Genomic DNA, 23,553 nt, shown 5'->3' on the forward strand with positions numbered 1-23,553 from the left:
AAAAGAAGCAGGGCCTTGCGTCGCGTTGGTGCCGGTCGGCATCAGAGCTGCTTTAGGCCAGAGCCGGAAAGCCTTTGGCCGGCTTCGCTTTTTGCCGTGAAGGCGTCGGTTTCCTGTTACCCGGCAAGGAATCGCCGCGGCAGATTTGTGCTCCAAGCCCTGCTTCGGGCGATTCTGCTTCGGGGAAAGCAATGGCTACCCATGTGCGCCATCCGATCTGGCTTGCGGCCTTGCGGCCGGCGGATGCCCGCACCTTCGCCTCGCTTTATGCGGTCGAATCCTTCGCGCGCGCCACCGTATCCAGCGTCATCCCGATCCAGGCCTACGAGATCCTGCACAACGAGCAGATCGTTTCGATCCTCTACACGATCGTGGCGATGCTCGGCCTGTCGGCGACGCTGTTCATGCCGATGCTGATCGCCCGCTTTGCCCGGCGCTGGGTCTATACCGCCGGCGCCTGCCTGCTGGCCGCCGGTTCGCTGTTCTTGGTCACCCATACGCTGGCCGGCCAGGTGGTCGGCATGCTCTGCCGCGTCGTCGGCGCCGGCGCGCTGGCGATCACGCTCAACCTCTACATCATGGACCATATCCGCAAGACCGATTTCATGCAGGCCGAGTCGCTGCGCATGGCGTGGTCGATGCTTGCCTGGACCGCCGGGCCGACGCTCGGCATTTTCCTCTACACGCGTTTCGGCATCTATGCCGCGCATGGCGCGGTGGCCGTCTTCGCCATGGCGTTGCTGGCGCTGTTCTGGACTTACCGGCTTGGCGACAATCCGTCGATCCGCCCCGGCAAGACGCGGCCGGTCAATCCGCTGGCCAATATCGGCCGCTTCGTCGCGCAGCCAAGGCTGAGGCTGGCCTGGCTGATCGCCTTCGGCCGCTCCTGCTTCTGGACGACATTCTTCGTCTATGGGCCGCTGTTCATGGTGATCACCGGCGAGGGCAAGCTCGCCGGCGGCCTCTTGGTTTCGGCCGGCAATGCGCTTTTGTTCATGGCCATCTTCTGGGGCAGGGCAGGAAAGCGTTTCGGCGGCCGGCGGACTATGACGTTCGCCTATTTCGCGATGTCGGCAACGCTGCTGGCGGCCGGTGCCGTCGGCGAGGCCGCACCGCTGGTCACCGGCGCGTTGCTGCTTTGCGGTGCCTTCTTCACCATCGCGCTCGATGCGCTGGGCTCGACCGCCTTCATGCGCTCGGTGCGCTCGTATGAGCGGGCACAGATGGCGGCGGTCTACCGCACCTATCTCGACTTTTCCGAGCTGACGCCGCCGCTGGTCTATTCCGTGGTGCTGGCGTTTTTCGGACTGGGCGCGGTTTTCGCGACACTCGGCCTGCTGGCGGCGATCTGCAGCTTCGTCACGTGGCGCTATCTGCCCAAATCGCTTTGATGTTCGAGCGCCGCATGGCGCTCGCGCACCCAGTTGTGGAAGCGGTGCAAATCATATTCCTCCGGCATCAGCACGCCGGCTTTGTGGCGCATCGAGCGCAATTCTCCCCCTATCGCGACCGGGAGAAAGGGGCTGACCGCACCGTCGGCGCACCATCGACACCTTGGCGATTGGCGAAACTGCCGACAACAGCGCCCCTCTCCCCGTCACTATACAGGGAGAGGATGCTGGCAGGCAGGTGAGGGCAGCGCAATGCTTCGAAGTGAGGGCCGAAGTTGAACCAAAACCGATTACCTGGGCGGCGCATTCGCCACACGATCCGGCGGAATTTGGTTTGCCGGGCGCGGCGATTCTGCCTATAGTCGCTGATGTCGTCGGTTCCGTTTGGAACCAAGAGGGAATGCGGTGAGGGCAAGTTGTTTGCCCAATGCCGTGGCTGCCCCCGCAACTGTGTGCGGTAGTCCTCTCCATATGCCACTGAAGGTTCGCCTTCGGGAAGGTGGGGAAGGGCGCTGATCCGCGAGCCAGGAGACCTGCCGGCGACAGGAAACTGACTTCTATGCCCTCGGGTGGAGGGCGAAAGGACAAGACATGAATACCGCTTCCGTTTCGCTCGGCGCTTCCGCCTCCTCGCAGTCGCGTTTCATGCAGCTGGCGCTTGCTGCATTCCTCGGCATTTTCGTCATGGGCTTTGTCGGCTTCTCGCATATCGATGCGGTCCACAATGCCGCGCACGACTATCGCCATTCGATGGGCTTTCCCTGCCACTAACAAGGGGCTGACATCATGACACTGTTTCGCAACGTCGTGTTCATCGCGGCGATCGCAGGGCTTGTGGCCGGCGTCGTTCTCGCCTGCATGCAGGCCTATGCCACGGTGCCGCTCATCCTCAAAGCGGAAGTCTACGAACAGGCCGGCGGCGGCCATGACCATGCCGCGGCACCTGCGGCACCGGCTGCCACGGGCACGACGGCTATGAGCAGCGCCGCGCCGGCTGAAGCAATGGCTCCGGCGGAAGAGGAAAGCTGGGCACCGGCCGACGGTTTCGAGCGCTTCGGCTTCAGCGTCGTTGCCAATATCGTCACCGGCATCGGCTTTGCGCTGGTCCTGGTTGCGGTTTCGGAATTCGCCGGCGGCATCGGCAATTGGCGCCAGGGCCTGTTCTGGGGGCTGGCCGGCTTTGCCGTGTTCACGCTGGCGCCGGGCCTCGGCCTGCCGCCGGAATTGCCGGCGATGCCGACGGCCGACCTTGTCCAACGCCAGATCTGGTGGTGGGCAACAGTGGTGGCGACCGCGGCCGGTCTCGGCCTTATCGCCTTCCGCAGATCGCTGCCGCTGGCGGTCCTTGCCGTGGCGTTGATCGTCGCGCCGCATATCGTCGGCGCGCCGCAGCCCGACAGTTTCGAGACGGCGATCCCGGAAGGCCTGCATCATCAGTTCGTGGTGGCGGTGACGCTGACCAATCTGGTGTTCTGGCTGGTGCTCGGCGCGGTCGTCGGCGTGGTGCGCGGACGCTTCACCGGCACGGCGACCAGCCTGCGCGACAGCTTTGCCTGACCGCGCTGCCGGGGCACTGACCCTGGTCATCGGCGGTGCGCGCCCCGGCAAGAGCGCGCATGCCGAGAGGCTGGTAACGGCCCGTCCGCCGCCTTGGAGCTATATCGCCACGGCGCAAGCCTATGACGAAGAGATGCGCCAGCGCATCGCGTTGCACCGCTCGCGCCGCGGTGCCGGCTGGACGACCATCGAGGCGCCGCTCGACCTTGCCGGCGCGGTCGGAGCGCTGCCTGACGGCCAGCCGGCGCTGATCGATTGCCTGACGCTGTGGCTGACCAACCATATGCTGGCCGAACATGATGTCGAGGCCGAATGCCGGAGGCTGGCGGATGTGCTGTCGCGGCCGCGTGGGCCCTGGTTCGTGGTGTCCAACGAGGTCGGCCAGGGCATCGTGCCGGACAATGCGCTGGCAAGACGGTTTCGCGACGCCGCCGGCCGGCTGAACCAGGAGGTCGCGGCCGTCGCGGGCACAGTGCTTTTGATGGTGGCGGGGCTGCCGCTCAAGGTGAAATGACATGGCTGATGCTATCGATCCCAAGGACGAGGAACGCCACCGCGCCAAGATGGCCAAGCGCAAGGCGGTGCAGGACGCCGAGGTCGCGGCCAAGACGGTCGAGAAGGGGCTGCTGATCGTCAACACCGGACCGGGCAAGGGCAAGACCACGGCCGCCTTCGGTCTGGCGCTCAGAATGCTCGGCTATGGCAAGCGCGTCGGCGTCGTCCAGTTCATCAAGGGCAAATGGCACACCGGCGAGAAAGACGCGTTTGCTAGTTTTGGCGATCGTGTCGTCTGGCACGCGATGGGCGAGGGCTTTACCTGGGAGACGCAGGACCTGAAGCGCGACATCGCGGCGGCCGAGGCCGCCTGGGCGAAAGCGCTGGAGCTGATGGCCGAGCCGTCGATCAGCCTCGTGGTGCTCGACGAGCTGAACATCGCGCTGCGTTACGACTATCTCGACCTCGAAAAGGTGGTCGCGGCACTGAAGGCGCGTCGCGAAGGCCTGCATGTCGTCGTCACCGGCCGCAATGCCAAGCCGGCATTGGTCGAGGCGGCCGATCTGGTCACCGAGATGGGCGTGACCAAGCACCACTTTTCCGCCGGCGTGAAGGCGCAGCAGGGGATCGAGTTCTGAGGAGTGTTGGCGATCGGTAGGCGCCCTCCAGAATGCCGATGCGGTGCCGTCGACGAAGCTGCCAATCTCCCCCCTTGCGGGGGAGATGCCCGGCAGGGCAGAGGGGGTGCTGTCCCGCCGACTTGCCAGGCAATCAAGCTATTCGGAATAGGGCTAAATCGAAAAATTGGCGATCCGGCCCACCCCCCTCTGTCCTGCCGGACATCTCCCCCGCAAGGGGGGAGATCGGATGTCGCTTCGTCTTTCGCCAACTTCGAACGTTAAGCGTCTGCAATGGGGCAGCGCCGACCTGAAGCGATTATTTTGCGGCGTAGCCCTATTTTGTTCTTGCTTTGTGCCGGCAGCTATGCTACTAATTGCGGTATAGTGCCAATTGGCTCCAACGACCCGCCGCATGGCGGGTTTTCTGTTTGCGCTCGATCTCGAGCGCAGGTCACGCCAGTATGACAACCACTGCGACCACCCCGAACAGCCCGATCAGCAGTAAGTCGGCGACGCGGTAGAGTTTCAACGCCCGTCGGATGTCGGTGCTCTCGACGTCGTCGCGCCGGCCGCCTTCGCCCATCAATGCGTCTTCGACCATGACTCCGTCATAGGAACGGGGGCCGGCGAGCGCCAGGCCGAGCGCGCCGGCCATCGCTGCTTCCGGCCAGCCGGCATTGGGCGAGCGGTGCTTTTTCGCATCGCGCCGCACGGCGTGCCAGGCGGCTTTGGCGTCGGCGCCCTTGACCAGGAAAGCCGCTAGCACGATCAGCAGCGCCGTCAGCCGCGACGCCGGCAGGTTGATCCAGTCGTCGAAGCGCGCCGCCGCCCAGCCGAAGGCCTCGTGGCGCGGGGTGCGATGACCGATCATCGAATCGGCGGTGTTGGCGGCCTTGTAGGCGACGCCGCCGGCGAGCCCGCCGACACCGAGCCAGAAGGCCGGCGCGACGATGCCGTCGGAGAAATTCTCGGCCAGGCTTTCGATCGCGGCGCGGCAGACAGCGGCCCTGTCGAGCTTTTCCGGGTCGCGGCCGACGATCCGCGAGACGGCGATGCGGCCCATGTCCAGTCCGCCGCTGTCGAGTGCGTCGGCGACCGCTTCGACATGCTCGGCCAAGCTCTTCTGCGACAGTAGCGACGTCGCCAGGATTGCGGTGACCAACAAGCCGAGGGGAATGCTCCAAAGCACGATCTCGAGCCAGAGGGCGACGGCGGCCGGCACCAGCACGATCACCAGCAACGCGACGACGCCCCAGCGGCGACGGTCGGCGTCGGAATCAGTGGCGCGGTTGAGCCTGCGGTCGAGAAAGGATATCAGCCTGCCGAACCAGGTGACGGGATGGCCAATGGCATCGAAGAGCCGGGCCGGGTAGCCGAGTACAAGTTCGATGGCCAGCGACAGGAAAGCGATCAGGATCGACATGAAGTCTCTTGATGGAGTGACGGCAGTAGTGGACCACGGCGGAAGCCTTGGCCGGGCGAGGGCGCTTTTCCCTCACGCGCCGCTGCCTTTCGTCGACCTCTCGACCGGGATCAATCCGCACTCCTACCCGCTTTTCGATTTGCCCGCCACCGCCCTGTCGCGATTGCCGGAAGCCGCGCGTACCCGTGAATTGGCTGCGGTCGCGGCAAGCGCCTATGGCGCGCCGTCGGCAGTGAATGTCGCAGCTGCGCCCGGCACGCAGGTCCTGTTGCCGCGCGTCGCTTCGCTGGTCAGCCCGGGCAAGGCGCTGGTGCTCGGGCCGACTTATGCCGAGCATCGGCGGGCAGCGGCCATCGCCGGCCATGCGGCGGCTGAAGTCGATGATTTCGAAGCCTTGGCGGCGGCCGACCTTGCCGTCGTCGTCAATCCCAACAACCCGGACGGGCGCGTCGTCGAGCGCGAAAGATTGCTTCGACTTGCCGGGACATTACGCGCCAGAGGCGGGCTGCTGGTCGTCGACGAGGCATTCATGGATGTCGGCCCGCGCAGCGAAAGCCTGGCCGGCGAGGTCGACCGGGGCGGCATCGTCGTGCTGCGCTCGTTCGGCAAGTTCTTCGGCCTGGCCGGCCTGCGGCTTGGCTTTGCACTGGCCGACGCGCTGACGGTCGAGCGGCTGGAGGCGCAATTCGGGCCATGGGCGGTTGCCGGGCCGGCGCTCGAATATGGCATAAGGGCGCTTGCCGACAACGGCTGGCAGGCCGGGATGCGGCTCCGTCTGGTCGAGGACGCCGCACGGCTCGATACGTTGTTCGGCCGCTTCGGCGTGCCTGTCGCCGGTGGCACCACGCTGTTCCGCTATCTCAGGCTGGCGAACGCCGCCGGCCTGTTTTCGGCGCTTGGCCAGCGCGGCATCCTGCTTCGGCATTTCGCCGGCCGGCCGGATGTGCTGCGCGCCGGCCTGCCGGGAGCCGACGAAGAATGGCGGCGGCTCGAATCAGCGCTTGCCGGCTGGGCCTCGCGGCGCGACGATGATGCCAAGGGAGAAACGACCCAATGATCCACGTCTGTTCGCTGTCCAAAGTCGAGGAAACGGTAACGAAGACCGGGGCCGAGCGGCTGCTTTCGCTGCTCGCTGCCGGCACCGAGGTGGTGCGCCCGGCCTCGATCACCAGGGAAAACCATCTGCATCTGGTCATGCACGACATTGCGGTGGCGCAGGAGGGCATGACGATGCCGGGCGAGGAGCATGTCTTGAACCTGCTCGATTTCGCGCGCCAATGGGATCGCTCGCGGCCGCTGGTCGTGCATTGTTACGCCGGCATCAGCCGCTCGACCGCTTCGGCCTATATCATCGCGGCAGCGCTGGCGCCGAAGCGCGACGAAGCCGAATTGGCTGAGACTCTGCGCGCGCTGTCGCCCACCGCGACGCCCAATCCGCGGCTGATCGCAATTGCCGACGCACTGCTCGAGCGCAACGGCCGCATGAGCCGCGCCATTGAGGCGATCGGGCGCGGCACTGAGGCGTTTGAGGGCACGCCGTTTGCGTTGAAGATCGAGGGGTAACTACGCCAGCCAGTCCGCCAGCTTTGCCTTGCGCACGTCCCTCAGCAGGCTGATGAAACCGTCGGCCTGATGTTCGGCGGTGAGTCGGCCTTTTTCGGCGGTGGCAATGCTGGCGTCGCCGACCACACCATTCGGGTTGAGGTCGCTGGCGATCCAGGCGAAGGCGTGCGTTCCGGTGTGGCGCAGCAGCGAAAATTCCTTTTCGGCGCGGGCGACCTTGGACACGAAATTGTCGGCCTTCCCCATATCGACGAGGTCGGGCCGGAAGTGCCGCATCAGCGAGGTCTCGACGTCGCCGCCATGGATGCCGTGGCGGTCTTCGAGGTCGGTGTACATGCCGGCCGGCCGGCCAAAACGCTGCCAGCTGGTCTTTACCGCCAGCATCTTTGCCCGCACGCGCAATTCGCGGGTGACGATGCCCATGATCTCTTCATTGCCGCCATGGGAGTTGACGACAATCAGTTTTCGGACGCCGGCGCGCGCGACCGACAGGCCGAGTTCGGTCCACGCCTCGACCAGGGTCGTCGCCGGCAAAGTGAGGGTGCCGGGCGCATGCAGGTGCTCGTTCGACTTGCCCACCGCCTGGACCGGCAGGATGCGGATGTCGAGATCGCCGGGCAGGCGGGCGATCACCGTGTCGAGCATGCCGTTCATGATCGAAGTGTCGGTCGAGACCGGCAGATGCGGGCCGTGTTGCTCAATCGCCGCCACCGGGAGGATGGCGATCGTCGCCTCCGGATCGACGGTCGCGTATTCGGTTGTCCGGTAGTCGCCCCACCATACGCGTTTTTTTGTTCCGGCCATTTTGAACCTCGAGGAGACTGAATGCGCGCTTGATGAGGGGCAGCGCCAACCTTGTCGTGTAACTGGAGATCATCTGCCTGTCGATTCCGACCCTGTCGATCATCCCGCCGCGATGACCTCGATCTCGACCTTGAATTCCGGCCGCGCAAAACCGGACACGATCATCAGCGTCGAGGCGGGCGCAGGGCTGGCGAACAGCCGGTCGCGAACCTCCATATAGGGACGCAGGAAGGCGCGGTCGGTGACGTAGGCGTTGATGCGGACAATGTCGGACAGGCCGAGCCCGGCCTCGCCGAGGATCGCCGCTATGTTCTGGAAGCAGAGCTCGGCCTGGGCGCCGGCCTCGTCCGGGATCTGGTCGTCCGCTGTGATCGCGACCTGGCCCGAACACAGCACCAGTCGCTTGCCTGGCGGCAATTCGACGCCATGGCTGTAGCGGGCGAAGGGCGGCTTGATCGACTTCGGCGTGAGAAATTTGAACATGGCAATCTCCGTTCACAGCAGCGTAAAGCGGGATCGATGCGGGCATCAAGATGGCGGTGCATGTCACGAGGGCGATTATGGACAGGCGATCAAAAAATAGGCACGATGCCTTTCGTACAGCATGACCCGTCCGGCCTTCGCGCCGCCATTGCACAGGCGGGCATTGCACAAGCGGGCGGTCCCGGCGCAACGCGCCGGTGGCATGTGTCTTGCTTCTTGAAACAATGGTGTCGAGCCCGGCGCGTGACGCGGCGGAGCGAACAAAGGGTGGTGTGGATGTACGGAAAACTCAAGATTTCAGCCAGCGCGATCGTGCTGCTTGGCGCAGGCACGCTTGCCGCGGCAGCGAACGAAAAAGTCACCTTCGGCACCAACTGGCTGGCCGAGCCGGAACATGGCGGTTACTATCAGGCCGTGGTGGATGGTACCTATGCCGCCTGCGGCATCGACGTGACAATCATGCAGGGCGGCCCACAGGTCAGCGGCCGGCCGCTGCTGCTGGCCGGCAAGATCGATTTCTACATGGGCGGCAATCTGCTGTCGGCCTTCGATGCCGTGCAGCAAGGCATACCGATGCGCGTCGTGGCCGCCGACTTCCAGAAGGACCCGCAGGTCATCATGTCCCATCCCGGGCAGGGGCTGGACAAATGGGAAGACCTGAAGAACGCCGACCAGTACATCCTCGGCGACGAAGGTGCGCAGACCTTCTTCCAGTGGATGGTTACTGACCTCGGCTTCGATGCCGCCAAGCGCGTGCCCTACACCTTCAACCCGGCGCCGTTCATCGCCAACAAGAAGTCGATCCAGCAGGGTTACGTCACCTCGGAGCCATTCGCCGTCCAGAAGCAGGGCGGTTTCACGCCGAACCAGTTTCTGCTGGCCGACTATGGCTGGGACACATATGCGACGACGGTCGAGACCATGCAGGAGACGATCGACAAGCGTCCCGAGGTGGTCCAGTGCTTCGTCGATGGCTCGGCCAAGGGCTGGTACAATTATCTCTATGGTGACAACAAGGCCGCCAACGAGATGATCAAAAAGGAAAATCCGGACATGACGGATGAGCAGATCGCCTTCTCGATCGAGCAGCTGAAGAAGTTCGGCGTGGTCGATTCCGGCGACAGCGAAAAGCTCGGCATCGGCGCCATGAGCGACGCGCGCATCCAGAGTTTTTACGACAAGATGGTGAAGGCCAAGGTCGCGCCGGCGGGCGTCGAAATCAAGAAGGCCTACACGCTGGCCTTCGTCAACAAGAGCGTCGGGCTCGACCTGAAGAAGTAGGCCGTGAAGCTGGAGAAAGTGGCGCAACAGCCAGGAAGCGTATCGGGGCAGACGCTGTTGGCGCTGCGTGGCGTCGGCAAGGTGTTTTCCAACGGCGTCACCGCGCTCAGCAATGTCGAGCTGACGATCCGGGAAGGCGATTTCCTCAGCCTGCTCGGGCCGTCGGGCTGCGGCAAATCGACGGCGCTGCGGCTGATCGCCGGCCTGTCGACGCCGACCTCGGGTGTGCTCGACTGGCGCGGCAGCGGCGGCCTCGATCGTTCGACTATCGGCGACCGTTCGAATATCGGCTTCGTCTTCCAGGAGCCGACGCTGCTGCCCTGGGCCGATGTCTTCGACAATGTCTGGCTGCCGCTGCGGCTGAAGGGCGTGTCGCGGGCCAAGGCGACGCCGGCGGTGATGGAGATGCTGGCGCGGGTTCACCTGACCGGCTTCGAGAATGCGGTGCCGCGCGAACTGTCGGGCGGCATGAAGATGCGCGTCTCGATCGCCCGCGCCATGGTAACCAAGCCGCGCATTCTGTTGATGGACGAGCCGTTCGCGGCACTCGACGAGATCACCCGCTTCAAGCTCAACAACGACCTGCTGGAGCTATGGCAGGATGAGCGCTTTACCGTCGTTTTCGTCACCCACAGCGTCTTCGAAAGCGTATTCCTCTCCAACCGCGTCGTCGTCATGGCGGCGCGGCCGGGCCGGGTGTTTGCCGAGCTTGCCGTCGATGCGCCCTATCCGCGCGACGAGGCGTTTCGCACCTCGCCCGACTATGCCGCGCTCTGCCGCCAGGCGTCCGACGTGCTGATCGGCGCCATCAACTCAACTGCCGGACCGCATCATGACGGCCATTGAAGAACCAGTCTTGGCACTCGACCCGGAGGAGGCGCGCCGCGTCCGCCAGGAGCGCTTCGAGCGCATCGGCAGATGGCTGCTGCCGCTGGCGATCATGGTCCTGGCGATCTGGCTGTGGGACCGCATCTGTGTCTGGAACGACATCCCGAAATACATCCTGCCGCGTCCCGGCGTGGTGCTGCAGACGCTGCATGACGATGCCGGGCTGCTGTTCTCCTCACTGCTGGTGACGCTTCGGATCACTTTCCTCAGCTTGGCTCTTGCCGTGGTCGGCGGTGTCGGGCTGGCGGTGCTGTTCGCGCAGTCGAAATGGGTGGAGATGTCGTTCTTTCCGTTCGCCATCGTGCTCCAGGTGACGCCGATCGTCGCGATCTTTCCGCTGATCAACATCTATGTCGACAACCAGACGACAAAGCTTTTGCTTTGCGCCTGGATCGTCGCCTTCTTCCCGATCCTCTCCAACACCACGCTCGGCCTCAATTCCGTCGACCGCAATCTGCGCGACATGTTCAAGCTCAACGGCGCCACCCGCTGGCAGCAATTGCGCTACCTGCGGCTGCCGGCGGCGATGCCTTATTTCCTCGGCGGGCTGAAGATCGCCGGCGGCCTGTCGCTGATCGGCGCGGTGGTGGCCGAGTTCGTCGCCGGCGCCACCGGCCAGTCGTCCGGCCTCGCCTCGCGCATCATCGAGGCCGGCTACCGGCTCAATGCACCAAGGTTGTTCGCGGCGCTGATCCTGATCTCGCTCACCGGCATCCTGATCTTCCTGGTGCTGTCGCTGATATCGCATCTCATTTTGCGGCGCTGGCACGAGAGCGCGCTGAGGCAGGAGCGGTGATGGAGTTGTTCTCGCAGGCAGGCGCTGCCCCTCACCCTTACCCTCTCCCCGTGGAGAACGGGGAGAGGGGGGCGCCAGCGTTGCGGGCAATCCCTTCTCCCCGTCACTATACGAGGAGAAGGTGGCGGCAGGCGGATGAGGGGCAGCGATGACCTCAACGATGATCCCTCAATCCGGTCAATTCGTACTCACCAACGTCCGGCTTCACGCGTCACTGACACCAGGGCTCGCCGCTCCGTTCGAGGCCGACGGATTTGCGCTTGCCGATATCGCCGTCGCAGACGGCAGAATCTCCAATATTGTCGGACATAGCCGATCCAAGGCACCGGCAGACGCCACCGACCTCGGCGGCCGCATCGTGCTGCCCTGCTTCGTCGACTGCCACACCCATATCGACAAGGGCCATATCTGGCCTCGAAAGCCCAACCCGGACGGCACCTTCATGAGCGCGCTGAACGCAACGGGCGCCGACCGCGCGGCGCGCTGGAGCGCCGACGACGTTGCGCGTCGCATGGATTTTTCGCTGCGCTCGGCCTATGCGCATGGCACCAAGGCGCTGCGCACGCATCTCGACAGCGTTGCGCCGCAGGAACAGATCTCCTGGCCGGTGTTCGAGACGATGCGGGAGAAATGGCGCGGCCGCATCGAGCTGCAGGCGGCCTGTCTGCTCGGCATCGAGGGCGTGCGCGACAGGAAATGGTTCGAGAGGCTGGCCAAACGGGTGGCCGCTGCCAAGGGCGTGCTCGGCGTCGTCACCTACATGGTGCCGGATCTCGAAGAACTGCTCGACCAGGTGTTTGAGCAGGCGATCAAGCATGGCCTCGACCTCGATTTCCATGCCGACGAGACCGACGATGTCTCGGCGATCTCGCTGAAGAAGATTGCCGAAGCCGCCCTCTGGAACGGTTTTGACGGGAACATCCTTGTCGGTCATTGCTGTTCGCTGGCGCGCCAGCCCGACCTCGACGTGCTCGACACGCTGGACAAGGTCGCCAAAGCCGGCCTGGCGGTGGTGTCGCTGCCGATGTGCAATCTCTATCTGCAGGACCGGCGCGGCGACAAGACAACGCCGCGCTGGCGCGGGGTGACGCTGCTGCACGAGATGAAGGCGCGCGGCATTGCCGTCGCCGTCGCCTCCGACAATACGCGCGACCCGTTCTACGCCTATGGCGATCTCGACATGCTGGAGGTCTATCGCATGGCGACGCGCATCCTGCATTTAGACCATCCCGTTGCCGACTGGCCGCAAGCTGTCACCGCGACGCCGGCCAAGGTGATGCGGCTCGACGGTTTCGGCACGCTTGCCGCCGGAGCGCCGGCCGATTTCGTCGTCTTCAAGGGGCGAAGCTGGACGGAATTGCTGTCGCGGCCCGAATCGGATCGCATTGTCGTGCGCGACGGGCATGCGATCGAGCGCCAGCTGCCCGATTATGTCGAACTCGATGATCTGATGGTGGAATGATGGATATTGCGGCGCTCAAGCGCGACCTGGACGGCCTCAAGGTCGACGACCATCCGGCGATCGTCCAGCAGAAGAGCCGCGACTTCTACTGGTATAGCCCGGTGCTGAAGCAGCAGCTCGAGCATGTCACCGGCGACCTGATCGTGACGCCGAAAACCGAAGACGAGGTCGTCCGCGTTCTCGCCGCCTGCCACCGGCATGGCGTGCCGGTAACGCCGCGCGGCAGCGGCACCGGCAATTACGGGCAGGCGATGCCGCTATCCGGCGGCGTCGTGCTCAATCTCGCCGAGATGAACGCGGTCAAGGCGATCGCGCCGGGCCGTGTCGTCACCGGCCCCGGCGCCGTACTCGCCGACATCGACAGAGCGACGCGGGCGCATTCCGGCCAGGAGCTCCGTATGTCGCCGTCCACCTACAACACCGCATCGATCGGCGGCTTCGTCGCCGGCGGCTCCGGTGGTATCGGCTCGATCCGCTGGGGCGGACTGCGCGACCTCGGTAATGTCATCCGGCTGAGGACCGTGACGATGGAGGCACAGCCGCGAGTGATGGAACTCACCGGCGAGGATGTGCTGAAGGTCATGCACGCCTACGGCACCAACGGCATCATTACCGAAGTCGAGATGCCGCTGACCGCCAGCTATGACTGGATCGACGTCATCGTCGGCTTCGACGATTTCATGGATGCGGCCGGCTTCGGCAACGATCTCGCCATCCAGGACGGCATACTGGCGAAGCTGATCACGCCGATCGCAGCACCTATCCCCTACGATTACTTCAAGCGCCACCAGCGGTTTTTCCGGCGCGGCCAAAGCATCGTCGTCCTGATGATCGCGCCGCATGCGATGGATGCCTTCCTTGCCTTCACGGCGCGCAGCAAGGGCGAGATCGTCTTTCGTGCCGACGAGGAGGCCGATCTCAAAGGGCTGCCGCCGGCCTATGAGCTGACCTGGAACCACACCACGCTGCGTGCCATCCGGGTCGATCCGACGATCACCTACCTGCAGACCCGCTATCCGTCGCCGGACCACCTCGGTCACGTCAAGGCGATGGTCGAACGCTTCGGCGACGAGGTGCCGGCGCATCTCGAATTCATCCGCTTCGACGGCGCCATCGGCATCGCCGGGCTGCCGCTGGTCCGCTTCACCACGGCGGAGCGGCTCGACGAGATCATCCGCATCCACGAGGACAATGGCTGCTGGATCTTCAACCCGCATCGCTACACGCTGGAAGAAGGCGGCATGAAGCGGACGGATGAAGTGCAACTGGCTTTCAAACGCGAGACCGACCCGCAAGGGCTGCTCAATCCGGGCAAGATGATCGCCTGGGAAAACCCGGACTATGATTATCGCTCGGGCAAGTCGTTCCTGTTCAAGGGGCTGGAGAAGACGGGTTGAGACGATGACGGGCGTATGGCGCTATGCCCCCCTCTGGCCTGCCCTCTTTGCCACCACTTGGCATCTCCCCCTCAAGGGGGGAGATTGGCAGTTCCATCGTCTCGACCATCTTCCAACATCGTCAACTGGCGAAAGCGATCCTGATAGCCGATCTCCCCCCTTGAGGGGGAGATGCCCGGCAGGGCAGAGGGGGGTGCCTCGCGCCGGCCTGCGAGGACTTGGGTGAACATCCTCGTCCTCTATGCACATCCGGTCGAGACCAGCTTCAATGCCGGCCTGCACCGGACCATCATCGAGCGGCTGAAGGCGGCCGGCCATGTCGTCGACGATTGCGATCTCTATGCCGAGGGTTTCGATCCCAGGCTGACGCGGGCCGAACGGCTCTCCTATCACGACGTGCGCAGTGCCGGCGATCCGGCGTCGGCTTATGTCGAGCGCTTGCTGCGGGCCGAGGCGCTGGTGCTGTCGTTTCCGGTGTGGAACTTCGGCTATCCGGCCATTCTGAAAGGCTTTTTCGATCGCGTCTTCCTGCCCGGCGTGTCATTCAAGCTGGTCGACGGCAAGGTGCAGCCGTCGCTGCACAACATCCGCAAGGTGGTCGCGGTCACCACCTATGGCGGCAGCCGGTTCCGCGCCATGCTGATGGGTGACCCGCCGCGCAAGCTGGTCAAGCGGGTGCTGCGTGCGACCATCAAGCCCGGCGGGTCGGTTTCCTACCTCGCGCAATACTCGATGAACCTGTCGACCGACGAGAAACGGGCGAGGTTCGTGGCGAAGGTCGCGGCCAGGATGGACGCGTTCTGAGGTGCGTTACATCCGCACCCGTTCCGCCTTCGGATCGTACATCGGCTTGAGCGAGGCCTCGGCGGCAAAGCGCTCGCCGGCGATCTCGATCTCGTAGGACGACGACAGCACATCCGCCTCGCTCTCGCCCTTGCAAGGCACGTAACCAAGCCCGATGGCGCCGCCGAGATGATGACCGTAATTGCCCGAGGTGATCGGGCCAACGATCTTGCCGTCGCGCAGGATCGCCTCGTTATGGAAGAGCAGGGGTTGCGTGTCTTTCAGACGGAACTGCACCAGCCGCCGGCTCAATCCGCTTTCTTTTTTCCTCAGCACGGCATCGCGGCCAAGAAAATCGCCCTTGGCCGTCTTCACGGCGAAGCCAAGGCCTGCCTCCAGCACATTGTCCTCGTCGGTGATGTCGTGGCCGAAATGCCGGAACGCCTTCTCGATGCGGCAGGAATCCAGCGTGTGCAGGCCGCATAGTTTCAGGCCGACATCGGTGCCGGCTTCCGCGATTGCCTCGAAAACATGGGCAGCCTGGTCGGTCGAGACATAAAGCTCCCAGCCGAGCTCGCCGACATAAGTGACGCGGTGGGCGCGGGCCAGGCCCATGCCGATCTCGATCTCCTGAAACGTTCCGAACGGATTGTTGTCATTGGAGAAATCATTCGGGCTGACCTTTTGGATCAGCTTCCTCGAATCCGGCCCCATCAGGCAAAGCACGGCTTCGGCAGCGGTCACATCGGTGACGACGACGAACTCGTCGGCAAGATGTTTTCTCAGCCAGGCCAGGTCGCGCTGCAGCGTCGCGCCGGGCACGACGAGAAAGAAGGCGGTCTCGGACAGCCGCGAGACAGTGAGATCGCTCTCGATGCCGCCGCGCTGGTTGAGCATCTGGGTGTAGACGATCTTGCCCGGCGCCACGTCCATGTCGTTGGCGCAGAGCCTTTGCAGGAAGGCGCAGGCGTCGCGGCCTTCGACGCGGATCTTGCCGAAGGAGGTCATGTCGAACAGGCCGACGCCGTTCCTGACCGCCAGATGCTCCTCGCGCTGGTTGCCGAACCAGTTCTGCCGTTTCCAGGAATAGCGGTATTCGCGCTCCTGGCCCTCCTGCGCGAACCAGTTGGCGCGCTCCCAGCCGGCGACCTCGCCGAACACCGCGCCGCGGGCCTTCAGGTGCTCATGCAGCGGCGAACGGCGCACGTTTCGCGAGGTTGCCATCTGCCGGTAGGGAAAATGATCGGCATAGAGCAGGCCGAGCGTTTCGGAGACGCGCTCCTTGAGATAGCGGCGGTTCTTCTGGAACGGCTGGGCGCGGCGGATGTCGACCTCCCACAGGTCGAACGGCGCCTCGCCATCATTGATCCATTGCGCCAGCGCCATGCCGGCGCCGCCGGAGGAGACGATACCGATCGAATTGTAGCCGGTCGCCATCCAGTAGCCGGAAAGCTCCGGCGCCTCGCCGAGATAGTAGCGGTCATCGGGGGTAAAACTCTCGGGGCCGTTGAAGAAGGTGTGGATGCCGGCGGTGGCGAGCATCGGCATGCGATTGACGCCCATTTCTAGGATCGGCTCGAAATGGTCCATGTCCTGCGGCAACTGGTCGAAGCAAAACTCCTCGCTTATGCCGTTCATGCCCCAGGGCTTCGCCACCGGCTCGAAAGCGCCGAGCATCATCTTGCCGGCATCTTCCTTGTAGTAGGCGCACTCGTCCGGCACGCGCAGCACCGGCAGCCGGGAAAGCCCGGGGATCGGCTCGGTGACGAGATAGAAATGCTCGCAGGCGTGCAACGGGATGGTGACGCCGTTCTGGGCGCCAAGTTCGCGTGCCCACATGCCGGCGCAGTTGACGACGACATCGGCTTCGATCGTGCCTTGTTCGTCGCCTTGCGCCCAGGAAACGCCGGTGACGCGGCCGGCCCTGGTATGCACCTTGGTGACCTTGACGTTTTCGACGATCGTCGCACCGCGCTGGCGCGCGCCCTTGGCCAAGGCCATGGCGATGTTGGCCGGGTCGCACTGGCCGTCGAGCGGCAGGTGCACGGCGCCGACCACGTCTGACACATTGAGATGCGGGTACATCTGCTTGACTTCGTTGGGCGAAATCTCGCGTACGTCGACATCGAAGGCGCGGGCGAGAGATGCCTGCCGATAGATCTCGTGCTTGCGCTCCTCCGTCAGCGCCACGGTGATCGAGCCGATCTGGCGCATGCCGGTGCCGACATCGGTCTCGGCCTCCAGCTTGACGTAGAGGTCGGCCGAGTATTTCGCCAGCCGCGTCATGTTCTGCGAGCCGCGCAACTGGCCGATCAGGCCGGCGGCGTGCCATGTCGTGCCCGACGTCAGCTGCTTGCGCTCGAGCAGCACGACATCGGTCCAGCCAAGCTTGGCCAGATGATAGGCGACCGAGCAACCGGAGACGCCGCCGCCGATGATGACCGCCCTTGCTTTGGTGGGGATGGCTTTCGGGGGTAGGGCGTTCATGCGGCCTCGCGACCATAGCTGGAGGCGAAGCGGCGCAGGCGCGTGGCAGCCTCCATCAGCACCGGCTCAGGCTGGCAGAGGCTGAAGCGGATGTGGCCGGCTGCAGCCTCGCCGAAGCTCGAGCCGGGCATGACGCCGACCTTTTCCTGGTCGAGGAAAGCCCAGGCGAATTTTTCGTCGTCCGGCTCGATCGCCGATATGTCGAGCATCACATACATGCCGCCTTCGGAGCCGCGCACGGTGATGTTGTTCATACCGCGCATGGCATCGAGGACGACGGTGCGCCTCGCGGCGTAGCGCTCGGCGATCTCCTTGACGCCGTAGCCATTTTCGAGCGCCTCGGCGCAGGCCAGGCTGATGAAGGCCGGCAGGCCGTAGGTCATCACCAGATTGAGGTCGGTCAACAGCGAGACCATTGGTTCCGGCCCGGTCAGCCAGCCCATGCGCCAGCCGGTCATGCCATGGCTCTTCGACATCGAATTGATGACCAGCGTGCGTTCGGCCATGCCGGGCAGCGAGCGTGGTGAGACGTGCTCGCCACCGCCAAGCGTCCAGTAGACTTCGTCCGACAGCAGCCAGAGGTCATGCTCGCGGCAGATCTGCGCTAGCTCTTCCAGGCGCTCGCGCGAATAGACGGCACCGGTCGGGTTGTTGGGCGTGTTGATCAGGATGGCGCGGGTGTTCGGCCGAAGTGCGGCGCGAATGTCGGCGGCGCGCGGCTGAAAGCCATCCTCGGCGGGGGTCTCGACGACGCTGAACTCGGCGCCCGCCGCACTGAAGGTATTGGGATAGGTGGCGTAATAGGGCGCGACGACGATGGCATGGTCGCCCTGGTCGAGAACCGCTTGAATGGCCGCGTAGAGAGCGGCCTGCCCGCCCGGCGTGGCGATGACCTGGTCGGGATTTGTCGCAACACCGGTGCACAGCGTCGAAGCCGCCGCCATCGCCTTGCGCAGGCGCGGAACGCCGGCAAGCGGGGTGTAGTGGTGATTGCTGGCGCGAACCGCCGTCACGCAGGCTTCGATCGTCTCGCTCGGCGTGTCGAAATCGTGGTCGCCGACCGACAGCATGATGATGTCCTCGCCGGCCTGCTTGCGCGCCCAGGCAGCGGAATGAACCTCCCAGCCGTCTTTGCCCGAAGGCACGATGCCGGAAATGCGCGATGATGGCCTGGGCATTATGCTACTCCCGAAATTTCATAACCGGCCTGTTCGAGCCGGTCGCGCAGCGCGGCGATGTGGCCCGGTCCGACTTCGCAGCAGCCGCCGACGATGCCGGCGCCAGCCTCGACCCAACCGACCGCCTGGCCGGCATAGGCATCCGGATCGAGGTCGTGGCGGGCGTGCAGCACTTCCACGGTGCCGCCATGCTTGAGCGCCTCAATCGAGGTGAAGCCGTTGGCATAGGCGCCGACCGGACCGCCGAGAGCGATCAGTTCGGGCAGCGCTGCGGCGATCGCTTCGGGCCGGCAGCAATTGACCAGCCGGGCCGCGACCGGCAGGCCGTCAAGAGCGCCCGACGCCGCTGCAATGGCTTCGCCGCTGCGCAGGCGCGGCGTGCCGTGGTCGGCAAGCGTCCACGACACCCACACCGGCTTGCCGCTTTCCGACGCCGCGGTGACCGCGGCGCGTGCCTCTTCGGCCGACGCCATGGTTTCGCACAGAAACAGATCGACGCCGTCCGCCTGCTCGGCAACGATACGGCGATAGATGTCGAGCGTATCCTGGAAGGATACCGTCAGCGCCGGCGCATAGCTGCCGAACAGCGGCGACAGGCAGCCGGCGATCGCCGCGTCGCCGGCCTGGTCGCGCGCTTGCCTTGCCAGTTCGATGCCGCGCTTCTGCAGCGGCTTGAACAGCTCTTCCGCGCCCTCGCGCGCCAGCCGCTCCGGCGTGGCGGAATAAGTGTTGATGGTGATGACGCGGGCGCCGGCGCGGATGAATTCCGCGTGCAGGTCGCGTACCAGATCCGGTTCGTCGATCAGCACCCTGGCCGACCACAGCGGCGTCGGCTCGGAACTGCTGCGGCGGACCAGCTCCTGTCCCATGCCGCCATCGGTGAGGATGACTTTCTTCATGCTCTGAGCCTCTCGTTCTTTGGATCCCATAACGGCTCATCCTTCTGCACGACCGCCTTGAAACGTTCGCCGAAGATCTCGACCTCGACCGCGGTTCCCGGCTCGGCGAGGTCGGCGCACAGCATGCCGAGCGCGATCGACTTGTCGATGCGATGACCCCAGCCGCCGGATGTCGTCTCGCCGACGATCCGGCCGTCATGCCACAGCGTCGACATGTAGGGCGCATCGCAGTCGCCGGGGTTCTCGACGACCAGCGTGACGAAGCGCTTCTTGGTGCCCTGCTGCCTTTCGTTCTGCAGCGCCGCCTTGCCGCGGAAGTCGGGCTTGTCCCATCTGACGAAGCGCTCCAGCCCGCCCTGCAGGATCGAGTAGTCGGTCGACAGGTCGCCCTTCCAGGTGCGGTAACCTTTTTCGAGCCGGAGCGAATCCAGCGCGTACATGCCGAACGGTTTTAGGCCATGCCTCTGCCCGGCCGCCCAGACGGCGTCGAAGATGGCTGCGGTATCGTCGAACTTGCTGTGGATTTCCCAGCCGAGCTCGCCCGCGAAGGACACGCGTACCAGCTTTGCCCAACGTCCGGCGATACTGGTTTCCTGATGCGTCAGCCAGGGCAGGGTGAGGTCGGCTGCGCAGACTTCGGCGAGGATGTTTCGCGAGTTGGGGCCGGCAAGGATCTGGGTGGAGTATTCCTCCGTCCTGTCGACCAGCTTGAATGTGGCGTCCTTCGGGATGCGCGACTTCAGCCATTCGAAATCATGCCACTGAGCCACAGCGGCGGTGATCAGCGTCATCAGGTTCTCGTCGTGGCGGACCACCGACATTTCGGTGACGATGCGGCCCTTGTCGTCGGCAAAATAGACGAGGCCGATGCGGCCGGGTTTCGGCACCAGGCCTGTCACCTGGAGGCTCAGCCATTCGGCGGCACCCGGACCGTCGAGATTGAAACGGGAAAACCCCGGCAGGTCCAAAATGCCGGCGGCATCGCGGACGGCGAGGCATTCCTCGCGCACGCGATGCTGCCACGGCCCGTCGCGGCGGAAGGTCAGCGTGGATTGTTCGGAGATGTCGTCGCCTGGCTTCGCATACCAGGTGGCACGTTCCCAGCCATTATAGGCGTCGAACCGGGCGCCGAGTGCCTTGATGCGGCCGTGGAGCGGCGACAGCTTGCGGTCGCGCCCGGCCGGCCAGGAATGGCGCGGGAATTGGATGGCATATTCGTTGCCGTAGATCTCCATGCCCTTGGCGACGCAATAATCCGGGGCCGAGGCAAAGGCGGTGAAACGGCGCGGATCGCACGACCACATGTCCCATTCGGTCTGGCCCTCGATCACCCATTCGGCCAGCACCTTGCCGGCGCCGCCGCCCTGGGCGATGCCGAAGGTGAAGACGCAGGCCTCGAAGGCGTTGGGCACGCCGGGCATCGGGCCGATCAGCGGGTTGCCGTCCGGCGCATAGGGAATCGGCCCGTTGATGACCTTGGACAGGCCGGCGGTGCCGAGGATCGGCACGCGGGCGACGGCATCGGCCAGGTAATGTTCCAGCCGGTCGAGGTCGTCGGGAAACAGCTGGAAGGAAAAGTCGTCCGGCATGGGGTCGTTGTGGCCGACCCAGTGGGCGCGGCAATTGCGCTCATAGGGGCCGAGATTCATGCCGTTCTTTTCCTGGCGCAGATAATAGGACGTATCGACGTCGCGCAGCAGCGGCAGTTTCTTGCCCTGTTCCTTCGACCACGCCGCCAGTTCGGGGATTTCCTCGAACAGGATGTATTGATGGCTCATCACCATCATCGGCACCTCGCGGCCGAACATCCTGCCGACTTCGGCGGCACGGTAGCCAGCCGCGTTAACGACGATCTCGCAGCGGATCTCGCCTTGCGTCGTCCCGACCACCCACTCGTCATTGTCGCGGCGCACGCCGGTGACCGGACAGAAGCGGATGATTTTCGCGCCCATGTCGCGGGCACCTTTAGCCAGAGCCTGGGTCAATTGCGCCGGGTCGATATCGCCGTCATTCGGATCGTAGAGCGCGCCTTTCAGCTCATGCGTCTCGATGAAGGGGTAACGGCGCTTGATCTCGTCGAGCCCGACCACGTCGATGTCCATGCCCTGGTAGCGGCCCATGCCCTTGGCGCTCTGGAATTCCTGCATACGCTCGGTCGTATGGGCGAGCCTGAGCGAGCCGGTGACGTGGTAGTTCATGGGATAGCCGACCTCGTCGGCCAGCCGGCGATAGAGCTCGGTCGAATAGCGCTGCATGTTCATCAGCGACCATGACGAGGAGAAGGTCGGCACGTTGCCGGCGGCATGCCAGGTCGAGCCGGAAGTCAGCTCGTTCTTCTCCAGAAGCACGCAGTCGGTCCAGCCCGCCTTGGCGAGATGGTAGAGCGAGGAGGCGCCGACGGCACCGCCTCCGATGATCACCACGCGTGCCGTGGTCGGCAAACCGGCCATGTTCTTCTCCAGATCAATAGACGGGCGGCGAAACCACCCAGATCACCACAGCCGGCTCGGCTCCAGGATTGCGCCAGCGGAACGGCTTGCCGTCGAAGCGGAAGGAGTCGCCTTCGCCAAGCCGGTGCCAGACGCCGGCAATTTCGATGTCGAAGCTGCCGGACGCGACGTAGCCGGCTTCCTCGGTCGGCCGGCGCGCCTCGGCCTTCAGCTCGGCACCCGGGGCGAAGACCGAACGCAGCATCTCGAAGCTTCCGCCGAGATCGGGCGACAGAAGCTCCTCCACCAGGCCGGAATCGCTTGTGCCAAGCGTGCGCCGGTTGCCGGCGCGCACGACCACGCCGCGCTCGGTCTCGACAGGCACGTCATGGCTGAAGAACAGGCTGACCGGCACGCCAAACAATTCGGCGAAGGTCCTGAGATCGCCGAGCGACGGGACCGACAGGCCGCGCTCGACCTGGCTGACCCAGCCGACGGAACGGCCGAGCTTCAGTGCGATTTCGGCAAGCGTCAAGCCGCGCGCCTTGCGCAACGCGCGAATGTCGCCGGCCAGCAGCCGTTCGCCGCTGTCCTGTTCCGATCTGGCGGCGGTCGAAGGCAAAGCCATCCCTGCTTCGGTGAAAAATTCCCAGTAAATTTCATGTGACGGCAGGTTTGTGAAAAAATCAAGAGGATTTTCACGCACCCACAAGATTTACTTGCGCCATTTTAACGGTTCGGGCAAAGGCTCGGCGCACGAGCGGCGAGTGGGGCGTCCGGTCGAGGCGTATAGGCTTGTCGGGCGTTCAAAAAAGACGCGCAAGGATGCTCCATCACTTCTAGTCGGCGCATGATCCTTCCGGAAAATCGGGTTCAGGATCATACGCAAAGGGACGGCCATGCTGGAAAACAACTCCCGGATTGCGGCGGCGATCGTCGATGACGCGATCACCTCGCGGCGGTCGGTACGCGCCTTCTTGCCCGATATGGTCGATGACGAGACCATCCGCGATATTCTCGCCGTTGCCGCGCGCGCGCCCTCAGGCACCAATATGCAACCCTGGAAAGTCTATGTGACCAAGGGCGAGGTCAAGCAGCGCATCACCGACGCCATCCTCAGCTCGGGTATCCGCGCCGAAAAGGCCGAGTGGGACGAGTATCGTTACTATCCCGACCAGTTCTTCGAACCCTATCTGACGCGACGGCGGGCCAACGGCTTCGGCCTCTATGGCGTGCTCGGCATCGGCCGGCGCGAGGTCGACAGGATGCGTGCGCAGCACGACCGCAACTTCGTCTTCTTCGATGCGCCGGTCGGCGTGATTTTCACCGTCGACCGGCGGCTGAACAAGGGGTCATGGATCGACTACGGCATGTTCCTGCAAAACATCATGGTCGCGGCGCGGGGCAGGGGCCTGCACACCTGTCCGCAAGCTGCCTTCGCGCCCTATCACCGGCAGATCAGGCCGGTGCTCAACATTCCCGACGAGGAGATCGTCGTCTGCGGCATGGCGCTCGGCCATGAGGACACGTCCAAGCCCGAAAACGCATTCCGTACCGACCGGGCGCCGCTGGAAGAGTGGGTGACGTTCTCGGAGTAACGTGAAGCGCCGTTCAGCT

The 23,553-nt window shown here is 64.5% G+C and carries 22 protein-coding genes and 1 riboswitch; of the genes, 14 read left to right on the forward strand and 8 right to left on the reverse strand.

Annotated elements, in window-relative coordinates; translation table 11 throughout:
* Positions 1-191 precede the first annotated feature (191 nt).
* The 5 genes from NKH21_RS12435 to cobO all read left to right on the forward strand — a co-directional run bounded on the left by NKH21_RS12435 (position 192) and on the right by cobO (position 4,081).
* Complete coding sequence (locus NKH21_RS12435; protein WP_352865201.1) at positions 192-1,391, forward strand: MFS transporter; 1,200 nt, start codon at positions 192-194, stop codon at positions 1,389-1,391.
* Positions 1,392-1,749: 358 nt separating this feature from the next.
* Positions 1,750-1,946, forward strand: a riboswitch (cobalamin riboswitch).
* Positions 1,947-1,982: 36 nt separating this feature from the next.
* Complete coding sequence (locus tag NKH21_RS12440) at positions 1,983-2,162, forward strand: CbtB domain-containing protein (protein ID WP_292663404.1); 180 nt, start codon at positions 1,983-1,985, stop codon at positions 2,160-2,162.
* Between the two features lie 15 nt (positions 2,163-2,177).
* On the forward strand, positions 2,178-2,948 hold the full coding sequence (locus tag NKH21_RS12445; RefSeq protein ID WP_352865204.1) for a CbtA family protein: 771 nt from the start codon (positions 2,178-2,180) through the stop codon (positions 2,946-2,948).
* Positions 2,941-3,462 carry a bifunctional adenosylcobinamide kinase/adenosylcobinamide-phosphate guanylyltransferase gene (gene cobU, locus NKH21_RS12450; protein ID WP_352865206.1) on the forward strand — a complete coding sequence of 174 codons (522 nt, stop codon included), beginning with the start codon at positions 2,941-2,943 and terminating at the stop codon, positions 3,460-3,462. Before NKH21_RS12445 ends, cobU begins: the two co-directional genes overlap by 8 nt.
* 1 nt (position 3,463) lies before the next feature.
* The gene (gene cobO / locus NKH21_RS12455; RefSeq protein WP_352865209.1) at positions 3,464-4,081 is read left to right on the forward strand and encodes a cob(I)yrinic acid a,c-diamide adenosyltransferase; all 618 of its coding nucleotides are present in this window, start codon (positions 3,464-3,466) and stop codon (positions 4,079-4,081) included.
* A gap of 433 nt (positions 4,082-4,514) precedes the next feature.
* Here the strand turns inward: cobO and cbiB are convergent, their stop codons facing one another.
* Positions 4,515-5,486, reverse strand: a complete 972-nt coding sequence (cbiB, locus tag NKH21_RS12460) for an adenosylcobinamide-phosphate synthase CbiB (protein WP_352668625.1) — start codon at positions 5,484-5,486, stop codon at positions 4,515-4,517.
* Between cbiB and cobD the strand changes: the two genes are divergently transcribed.
* Together cobD and NKH21_RS12470 are read left to right on the forward strand one after the other, a co-directional pair.
* A complete protein-coding gene (cobD, locus tag NKH21_RS12465) occupies positions 5,485-6,543 on the forward strand; it encodes a threonine-phosphate decarboxylase CobD (protein WP_352865212.1) in 1,059 nt (352 codons plus the stop codon). The two genes, cbiB and cobD, sit on opposite strands and share 2 nt — an antisense overlap.
* A complete protein-coding gene (locus NKH21_RS12470) occupies positions 6,540-7,049 on the forward strand; it encodes a tyrosine phosphatase family protein (protein WP_352865215.1) in 510 nt (169 codons plus the stop codon). Before cobD ends, NKH21_RS12470 begins: the two co-directional genes overlap by 4 nt.
* Here the strand turns inward: NKH21_RS12470 and NKH21_RS12475 are convergent, their stop codons facing one another.
* Both NKH21_RS12475 and NKH21_RS12480 read right to left on the reverse strand, forming a co-directional pair.
* Positions 7,050-7,853 carry a creatininase family protein gene (locus NKH21_RS12475; protein WP_352865217.1) on the reverse strand — a complete coding sequence of 268 codons (804 nt, stop codon included), beginning with the start codon at positions 7,851-7,853 and terminating at the stop codon, positions 7,050-7,052.
* 99 nt (positions 7,854-7,952) lie between these two features.
* Positions 7,953-8,336, reverse strand: a complete 384-nt coding sequence (locus tag NKH21_RS12480; RefSeq protein ID WP_352865220.1) for a RidA family protein — start codon at positions 8,334-8,336, stop codon at positions 7,953-7,955.
* 276 nt (positions 8,337-8,612) lie between these two features.
* Between NKH21_RS12480 and NKH21_RS12485 the strand changes: the two genes are divergently transcribed.
* From NKH21_RS12485 to NKH21_RS12510, 6 genes are all read left to right on the forward strand, one after another.
* The gene (locus tag NKH21_RS12485; RefSeq protein ID WP_352865222.1) at positions 8,613-9,617 is read left to right on the forward strand and encodes an ABC transporter substrate-binding protein; all 1,005 of its coding nucleotides are present in this window, start codon (positions 8,613-8,615) and stop codon (positions 9,615-9,617) included.
* Between the two features lie 3 nt (positions 9,618-9,620).
* Complete coding sequence (locus NKH21_RS12490) at positions 9,621-10,463, forward strand: ABC transporter ATP-binding protein (protein ID WP_352865225.1); 843 nt, start codon at positions 9,621-9,623, stop codon at positions 10,461-10,463.
* Positions 10,450-11,301 (forward strand): ABC transporter permease, encoded by an 852-nt coding sequence (locus NKH21_RS12495; RefSeq protein WP_352865228.1) that lies wholly within the window; start codon positions 10,450-10,452, stop codon positions 11,299-11,301. The genes NKH21_RS12490 and NKH21_RS12495 overlap by 14 nt, the downstream gene beginning before the upstream one ends.
* A 160-nt stretch (positions 11,302-11,461) precedes the next feature.
* Positions 11,462-12,763: a cytosine deaminase gene (locus tag NKH21_RS12500; protein WP_352865467.1), complete on the forward strand. Its 1,302-nt coding sequence runs from the start codon at positions 11,462-11,464 to the stop codon at positions 12,761-12,763.
* A complete protein-coding gene (locus NKH21_RS12505) occupies positions 12,763-14,160 on the forward strand; it encodes an FAD-binding oxidoreductase (RefSeq protein ID WP_352668648.1) in 1,398 nt (465 codons plus the stop codon). Before NKH21_RS12500 ends, NKH21_RS12505 begins: the two co-directional genes overlap by 1 nt.
* A 222-nt stretch (positions 14,161-14,382) precedes the next feature.
* Positions 14,383-14,964 (forward strand): NAD(P)H-dependent oxidoreductase, encoded by a 582-nt coding sequence (locus NKH21_RS12510; RefSeq protein WP_352865231.1) that lies wholly within the window; start codon positions 14,383-14,385, stop codon positions 14,962-14,964.
* A gap of 6 nt (positions 14,965-14,970) precedes the next feature.
* Here the strand turns inward: NKH21_RS12510 and NKH21_RS12515 are convergent, their stop codons facing one another.
* The 5 genes from NKH21_RS12515 to NKH21_RS12535 are packed head-to-tail and all read right to left on the reverse strand — an operon-like array spanning position 14,971 to position 22,564.
* Positions 14,971-17,430, reverse strand: a complete 2,460-nt coding sequence (locus tag NKH21_RS12515) for a GcvT family protein (protein ID WP_352865234.1) — start codon at positions 17,428-17,430, stop codon at positions 14,971-14,973.
* Positions 17,427-18,608: a pyridoxal phosphate-dependent aminotransferase gene (locus tag NKH21_RS12520; protein ID WP_352865236.1), complete on the reverse strand. Its 1,182-nt coding sequence runs from the start codon at positions 18,606-18,608 to the stop codon at positions 17,427-17,429. Before NKH21_RS12520 ends, NKH21_RS12515 begins: the two co-directional genes overlap by 4 nt.
* A complete protein-coding gene (locus tag NKH21_RS12525; RefSeq protein WP_352865238.1) occupies positions 18,608-19,507 on the reverse strand; it encodes a homocysteine S-methyltransferase family protein in 900 nt (299 codons plus the stop codon). The genes NKH21_RS12520 and NKH21_RS12525 overlap by 1 nt, the downstream gene beginning before the upstream one ends.
* The gene (locus tag NKH21_RS12530; RefSeq protein WP_352865241.1) at positions 19,504-21,957 is read right to left on the reverse strand and encodes a GcvT family protein; all 2,454 of its coding nucleotides are present in this window, start codon (positions 21,955-21,957) and stop codon (positions 19,504-19,506) included. Before NKH21_RS12530 ends, NKH21_RS12525 begins: the two co-directional genes overlap by 4 nt.
* A 13-nt stretch (positions 21,958-21,970) precedes the next feature.
* Complete coding sequence (locus tag NKH21_RS12535; protein WP_352865243.1) at positions 21,971-22,564, reverse strand: helix-turn-helix domain-containing protein; 594 nt, start codon at positions 22,562-22,564, stop codon at positions 21,971-21,973.
* A gap of 271 nt (positions 22,565-22,835) precedes the next feature.
* Between NKH21_RS12535 and NKH21_RS12540 the strand changes: the two genes are divergently transcribed.
* Complete coding sequence (locus NKH21_RS12540; protein ID WP_352865245.1) at positions 22,836-23,534, forward strand: nitroreductase; 699 nt, start codon at positions 22,836-22,838, stop codon at positions 23,532-23,534.
* Positions 23,535-23,553 lie beyond the last annotated feature (19 nt).

Source organism: Mesorhizobium sp. M1329 (genome assembly GCF_040318035.1).
Classification (GTDB): Bacteria; Pseudomonadota; Alphaproteobacteria; order Rhizobiales; family Rhizobiaceae; genus Mesorhizobium.

Excerpts from the sequence above, each read along its gene's own strand:
- NKH21_RS12435 (WP_352865201.1), top strand. The coding sequence starts at position 192 with ATGGCTACCCATGTGCGCCATCCGATCTGGCTTGCGGCCTTGCGGCCG.
- NKH21_RS12440 (WP_292663404.1), top strand. The coding sequence starts at position 1,983 with ATGAATACCGCTTCCGTTTCGCTCGGCGCTTCCGCCTCCTCGCAGTCG.
- NKH21_RS12445 (WP_352865204.1), top strand. The coding sequence starts at position 2,178 with ATGACACTGTTTCGCAACGTCGTGTTCATCGCGGCGATCGCAGGGCTT.
- cobO (WP_352865209.1), top strand. The coding sequence starts at position 3,464 with ATGGCTGATGCTATCGATCCCAAGGACGAGGAACGCCACCGCGCCAAG.
- cobD (WP_352865212.1), top strand. The coding sequence starts at position 5,485 with ATGAAGTCTCTTGATGGAGTGACGGCAGTAGTGGACCACGGCGGAAGC.
- cbiB (WP_352668625.1), bottom strand. The coding sequence starts at position 5,486 with ATGTCGATCCTGATCGCTTTCCTGTCGCTGGCCATCGAACTTGTACTC.
- NKH21_RS12470 (WP_352865215.1), top strand. The coding sequence starts at position 6,540 with ATGATCCACGTCTGTTCGCTGTCCAAAGTCGAGGAAACGGTAACGAAG.
- NKH21_RS12475 (WP_352865217.1), bottom strand. The coding sequence starts at position 7,853 with ATGGCCGGAACAAAAAAACGCGTATGGTGGGGCGACTACCGGACAACC.
- NKH21_RS12480 (WP_352865220.1), bottom strand. The coding sequence starts at position 8,336 with ATGTTCAAATTTCTCACGCCGAAGTCGATCAAGCCGCCCTTCGCCCGC.
- NKH21_RS12485 (WP_352865222.1), top strand. The coding sequence starts at position 8,613 with ATGTACGGAAAACTCAAGATTTCAGCCAGCGCGATCGTGCTGCTTGGC.
- NKH21_RS12495 (WP_352865228.1), top strand. The coding sequence starts at position 10,450 with ATGACGGCCATTGAAGAACCAGTCTTGGCACTCGACCCGGAGGAGGCG.
- NKH21_RS12500 (WP_352865467.1), top strand. The coding sequence starts at position 11,462 with ATGATCCCTCAATCCGGTCAATTCGTACTCACCAACGTCCGGCTTCAC.
- NKH21_RS12505 (WP_352668648.1), top strand. The coding sequence starts at position 12,763 with ATGGATATTGCGGCGCTCAAGCGCGACCTGGACGGCCTCAAGGTCGAC.
- NKH21_RS12515 (WP_352865234.1), bottom strand. The coding sequence starts at position 17,430 with ATGAACGCCCTACCCCCGAAAGCCATCCCCACCAAAGCAAGGGCGGTC.
- NKH21_RS12520 (WP_352865236.1), bottom strand. The coding sequence starts at position 18,608 with ATGCCCAGGCCATCATCGCGCATTTCCGGCATCGTGCCTTCGGGCAAA.
- NKH21_RS12525 (WP_352865238.1), bottom strand. The coding sequence starts at position 19,507 with ATGAAGAAAGTCATCCTCACCGATGGCGGCATGGGACAGGAGCTGGTC.
- NKH21_RS12530 (WP_352865241.1), bottom strand. The coding sequence starts at position 21,957 with ATGGCCGGTTTGCCGACCACGGCACGCGTGGTGATCATCGGAGGCGGT.
- NKH21_RS12535 (WP_352865243.1), bottom strand. The coding sequence starts at position 22,564 with ATGGCTTTGCCTTCGACCGCCGCCAGATCGGAACAGGACAGCGGCGAA.
- NKH21_RS12540 (WP_352865245.1), top strand. The coding sequence starts at position 22,836 with ATGCTGGAAAACAACTCCCGGATTGCGGCGGCGATCGTCGATGACGCG.